Source organism: Lactiplantibacillus xiangfangensis (assembly GCF_001438845.1).
In the GTDB taxonomy this organism is placed as follows: domain Bacteria; phylum Bacillota; class Bacilli; order Lactobacillales; family Lactobacillaceae; genus Lactiplantibacillus; species Lactiplantibacillus xiangfangensis.
In genome coordinates this window covers 1-224 of the sequence record NZ_JQCL01000017.1, presented here as the reverse complement: position 1 = coordinate 224, position 224 = coordinate 1, and the positions used below count along the sequence as shown (strand labels likewise).

Annotated in this window: 1 protein-coding gene; it reads right to left on the bottom strand. The window is 33.0% G+C overall.

The window, feature by feature from the left end:
* The coding region (locus tag IV64_RS14010) for a type II toxin-antitoxin system prevent-host-death family antitoxin (RefSeq protein ID WP_157060984.1) at positions 1-110 on the bottom strand (110 nt) is incomplete at its 3' end.
* Positions 111-224 lie beyond the last annotated feature (114 nt).

The window sequence follows — 224 nt, the reverse complement described above, 5'->3', positions numbered from 1 at the left end:
GCGCGACTATTTGAACGAGCAATATAAACGGTTTCGTCTTCGTCATTAACTTGATCTAAATATTTTTTTAGGTTAGCGCGAAAATCGCTCTGTGTTAGTGCTAATGTCATATTTACCACCCTTTCGTTGTACTTAATATTGTACTTTAATTTGTACTAAAAATCAATTTTTTAAGGAGCTAAAACTATGCAACAAGTTGTCTTACCCATCAAAGATTCAAACGT